The 4,818-nt window shown below is 35.7% G+C and carries 6 protein-coding genes; all 6 read right to left on the minus strand.

From position 1 onward, the window contains the following. Window positions 1–484 (minus strand): serine hydrolase domain-containing protein (locus ABIQ28_RS01875; RefSeq protein ID WP_348035056.1); only part of this gene is annotated, 484 nt, incomplete at its 3' end. A gap of 341 nt (window positions 485–825) precedes the next feature. After that, the gene (locus tag ABIQ28_RS01880; RefSeq protein ID WP_348035057.1) at window positions 826–969 is read right to left on the minus strand and encodes a hypothetical protein; all 144 of its coding nucleotides are present in this window, start codon (window positions 967–969) and stop codon (window positions 826–828) included. 189 nt (window positions 970–1,158) lie between these two features. Beyond that, window positions 1,159–1,359: a Fic family protein gene (locus ABIQ28_RS01885; RefSeq protein ID WP_348035061.1), complete on the minus strand. Its 201-nt coding sequence runs from the start codon at window positions 1,357–1,359 to the stop codon at window positions 1,159–1,161. Beyond that, window positions 1,311–1,502, minus strand: coding sequence for a hypothetical protein (locus tag ABIQ28_RS01890; RefSeq protein ID WP_348035058.1), 192 nt, complete (start codon window positions 1,500–1,502; stop codon window positions 1,311–1,313). Before ABIQ28_RS01890 ends, ABIQ28_RS01885 begins: the two co-directional genes overlap by 49 nt. Window positions 1,503–1,550: 48 nt before the next feature. Continuing rightward, window positions 1,551–2,246 (minus strand): SprT family zinc-dependent metalloprotease, encoded by a 696-nt coding sequence (locus ABIQ28_RS01895; protein ID WP_348035059.1) that lies wholly within the window; start codon window positions 2,244–2,246, stop codon window positions 1,551–1,553. A 1-nt stretch (window position 2,247) separates the two neighbouring features. Continuing rightward, window positions 2,248–4,818 (minus strand): HsdR family type I site-specific deoxyribonuclease (locus tag ABIQ28_RS01900; protein ID WP_348035060.1); only part of this gene is annotated, 2,571 nt, incomplete at its 5' end.

Here is a 4,818-nt window from a genome sequence, read left to right on the forward strand (position 1 = left end):
CATCCGAGTTTACATCCTCATAATCTTCGTTCCAAGCAATGCCTGAGGTCATGGTTAATACTTGTCGTACAGTTACTTTCCCGTAATCTTGACCTTTAAACTCGGGGATATAATTTTCTAGAGCATCATCTAAACTGCCAATAGCACCCTCTTTTAGAGCGACGCCCAACAAGATAGATGAAACTGATTTTGCAACGGAGAAAGAGGTCCAAAGAGTTGATTCATCTACACCATTTGCATACGCCTCCAGCCTTATTTTATTGTCTTGAAGCACAATTATGCCTTGAATATGATTGTCCTCCATATAGGACGCCACAGTAGTTTTATCTTGCCACTTAGGAGTAAGATTTTGCTCTACTTGAAAAGCAGCACTTCGAATACCTTTAGAAACCTGAATACTTGGAAAAATTTCGTGCATGATAGGGAAGCGTCGATCTTTTTCCTCTTGCGTCCAAAAGAGCAGACTTTCAAGTTTTTGCCCCATGGTTTCCCCAGGAATAATTGCTATTTCATTCTGAGCCTCTCTTAGATCAAGACTTTGACATTCTTGTGCGGATAGTATTAGGGTACCTAAAGTTAACAGAAGAAAAAACAGAAGGTGATTTTTATGGATCATAATCTTATTGATTTTGTATAAAAAAAATCAAAAATATGGTTTATAAACCAAAGTGTAGAAACAGAATTTACTTTCCGATGCAATAATTTTGTCCCATTGCTAGGATTATATTTTAAAAACCTACATTTCTAAAATTTTCTTTTACTCTGTTTTACTTTACTTTTTTCTTCCTTAATGTCAAAATAGGCCTTAATTACTTTTGCCAACTCCTAAGTTTTATCATCAGGATATTCAAATTGGAATTGTTCTCTTACCGCAATTAAAATATCATAAAAAGCCTTTTCTTCGTAATCAATTCCCAAGCCTTCAAAAGATTCCATTTCTTGACGCAGTGCAAAAATTAAATGCAACATTTGATCTCATGTTGAACACTTTGTTCACTTTTTTAGTATGTTCATTATTCATGAACAGTCATTTATTGTGAACAAGCATGGCACATAATCCACAATTGAAGAACCATTTTATTTTTAAAGACTATACTATAAATTCGGTATAAATCATAGTTGAATAAATGCTTTCCCTTTCTCTGTTAAATAACACTTCTATTTATGTCTGGTAGGTTTATCGGGAATCGTAAGTGATACTAGCCCCATCTCAATCGACGGATTTAAATAGTTTATTCTGAAATTTCCCCTATCTGTTAACCCTAATTTTTCTTGTAATTCACTTCTATTATGAATTCCAGTAAATACTTTTAGAAATTCTTCAACTTGGGGGAGACTTGAGGGGTATCTTGAACTGATGGCCTTGTAATCCTTAAAAAATTATATGAAAACTGAAAGCAATCTTTAGGATACGCTTGAAGAATTCTAGGAATTTCAGATCCTAATTGCTCCACCAAATCCAAGTCCTTAAAAATGCGCATGAGTTCTTTGTTTCTAGGCATAGAAAAACCTTTATAATATCTTTAATATAAAGCGATTAGCCTAAACCATTAAATCGGCAACTCATTCAAAACATTCTTCTGAGTACGCCAATTAGGCAAATAACGATCCATCATAATGATGAAATTCTTGTTGTGATTCCGCTCTATCAAATGCACCATTTCATGAACGACAATGTATTCGATACATTCTATGGGTTTTTTAGCCAGCTCTATATTAAACCAAAGCTTTCTACTTTCAGTGGTACAACTTCCCCACTTGGTTTTCATAATTCGGATGCCAAATTCAGGTAAGGGAAGATTTATAACCGCGGCATAATTTTGGATAAGAATAGCGATTTGCGACCTTAATTCTTTCCGATACCAGTCGTATAGCACTTTCCTTTTAGCATCCACTGAAGCCTCTGGTTTGGCATACAATTCAATGTGACTGTGTTTTAAAATTATTTTATTGGAAGCAGATTCTTTAAATTCTAATAAATAACGTTTTCCTAAAAAGTAATGGCTTTCTCGCGTGATGAACAACTTCTCACCTTCTCTTTCTTGATGAATGATCTTTTTCTGTTCCCGTTTTATCCACGCCAATTTGGTAATCAAATACACCCGAATTTTCTCCAAATCAAAAAACTCGGGAGACGACACTGTTACCTTTCCATACGGTGGATGCACGCTTAAATGTAGGTTTTTAATAGGCTTGAACTTCACTTCCACTTCAACATTGCCTATGGTTAAATGCGTTGTTTGCATTTTAATAATCTTCTTTATGTTGTTCAATAATTTGATAGACTTGTTCTACCAAATCTTCATCTTCAATAACTCGTTTGATGGCGTTTTTAACTTTGCGCTGTTTCATTAAATTATCTCTAAAACCTTCCTGTTTGGCGTATTGCACCTCATAATCACATGCCAATGCTAATGCCTCGTCTTCCAGAGTGTGGTACAATGCAACTTTACCTTTGGTATTAATTGATTTAGGAATATCATCCTTCTGTCCTCTATTTACTGAACGCACTAATTCGGCCATTCGGATTAAATATTCCTGATAGCTAATTGCTGCTCGTTTTCGTGATTCTATTAGTTCTGTTAACAAAACAGACATTTCATCAAAATATTTTGGATCGAGTAAATGATCTTCTACAATTTTACTTCTCACATTGTTTTCAATCACTTCGGCTACAGCTTCCTTATTTCCTTTAACTGAGTCCGGTAAGGCATCAATCGCTTCATCCATATCCGTTTCCATCAAATCCAATAACGAAATATCTTCAAATGGCGAAATTACTTCAGATTCATCTGCTCGGATATATGTATCTAACAAGAAGCGCATATCGGCTTCATAAACTTTTAAATCAATAGTTTCATTGCTAGCAATACGAATGACTTCACGGACATTTAAATAGAAATCCAGTCGATCCTTGAAGCGTTTAATTTGTTTATCATTATAGCCTGCTAGCTCAAAATCTGTGGTCATATTTGCATACGCACGAATGTATTCAACAATCGTCTTATACAAAGCCATCCGCTTATATTCACGAGATTTAAGATCTTCTGGAATCTCTGTGTTTCCACAGAAATATTTGATGAAATCTAAATCTGACTTTGGTAAAGGCACATTTTCGCACAAAGCTTCTAAGGTCTCCAAAGCGACTTCCAATCGATCAGCCGCTACTTTCAATCGGTCTTTTAGCTGAATGGAAACTTCATCGTTCGAAAAACCTTCGCTATCCAATTCGGAAGTATAAACATCAATAGCATCGGTCACTTGGCCAAACAACTCCATGTAATCAATTATATATCCATAATCTTTATCATCTGTATCCAAACGGTTCACACGGCAAATGGCTTGAAACAACGTATGATCTTGCATCTTTTTATCGATATAGATATAACTACAAGGCGGCGCATCAAATCCGGTTAATAATTTTGAAACCACAATCAACAACTTCATTCGTGCTGGTTGCTTTCTGAACAACTCTTTTACATCAGATTCGTAGGTTTCTGTCTTGGTTCTATTTCCTTTCGGACTTACATTCTTTAATAATTTCGTATAGATTTTATAAATAAACTCTTTATCGGTGTCTGTTGTCGCTCCTGTATCTTCTAAAGAAATATCACTTGCATTTGGATTATATGAAGTCACGATTGCGCATTTCCCTTTAAATTCCGTTTGTAGAAAAAGATTGTAATATTTTGCCGCTTCGTAAATACTTCCTGCCACCAAAATTGCATTCCCATTTTGACTAGCTAAACGTGTTTTGGTACTAAAGTCAACGACAATATCAGCGACAATTTTTTCCATGCGCCCTTTGGAACTCAATACATTTTGCATCGTGCCCCACTTCTTCTTCAGCTCATTGCGTTGGAAATCATTCAGTCCTTTTGTTTTCGCATCAAACCATTGATCTACTTTTGATTGCGAAGTGAGATTCTGCTCAATTTTGCGACCTTCATACATCAAGTCTTTTACAACGCCATCGGCTACAGCCTCATTAAATTTATAAGTGTGAATGTAACGGCCAAACACATCCATCGTTGTTTTTTTATCGACTTTCAAAAGTGGAGTTCCTGTATAACCAATAAAAACAGCCGTATGTAATATGGCTTTCATCGCCTGATTTAACTTTCCACTTTGAGTACGGTGACATTCATCAATAAAAACGAAAATCTCCCCTTGGGTTTGTATCGGATTGTCTTTTAACTCCTTAATAAACGCCTCAAAATCGGTTTCATTTTTATTGCCAAACTTATGGATTAAAGAACAAATTAATCGTGGTTTAGAAGCTTGCAAATAATGCATCAACTCTTTACCAGATTTTGTTTTTGCTATATCTGTTTCGCCAACATCATTAAATACACGCTCAATTTGATCATCCAATTCCGTACGATCCGTTAGAATGACAATTCGCGAATTTGGAATGTTTTCCAATATCCATTTCCCGAGCATGACCATCATTAAGGATTTTCCTGAGCCTTGAGTATGCCAAATAATCCCACCCTCTCTTCGCTTCACAAAATCTTGAGCAGCTTTCAAACCGAAATACTGATGCGGACGTGGCAATTTCTTTACACCTGCATCGTAGATAATACCGTTGTATAATATGTCAATGACTCGTGATCGCTCACATAACTTCTTCAGGTATTTATCTAATTTGTAATCTTCATTATCTAGTTCATCTTCCTTCCAAGCCAAATAATATTTCTCTGGAGTTTCTATTGTCCCATAACGTAAACCTTGGGTATTATTCCCCGCCAAAATCATTTGAATGGTAGTGAAAAACCCTTGTGAGAACACTTCCTGCTGATTGGAGATATTCTGACG

It is taken from the genome of Gelidibacter sp. (genome assembly GCF_039916245.1).
Lineage (GTDB): Bacteria > Bacteroidota > Bacteroidia > Flavobacteriales > Flavobacteriaceae > Gelidibacter.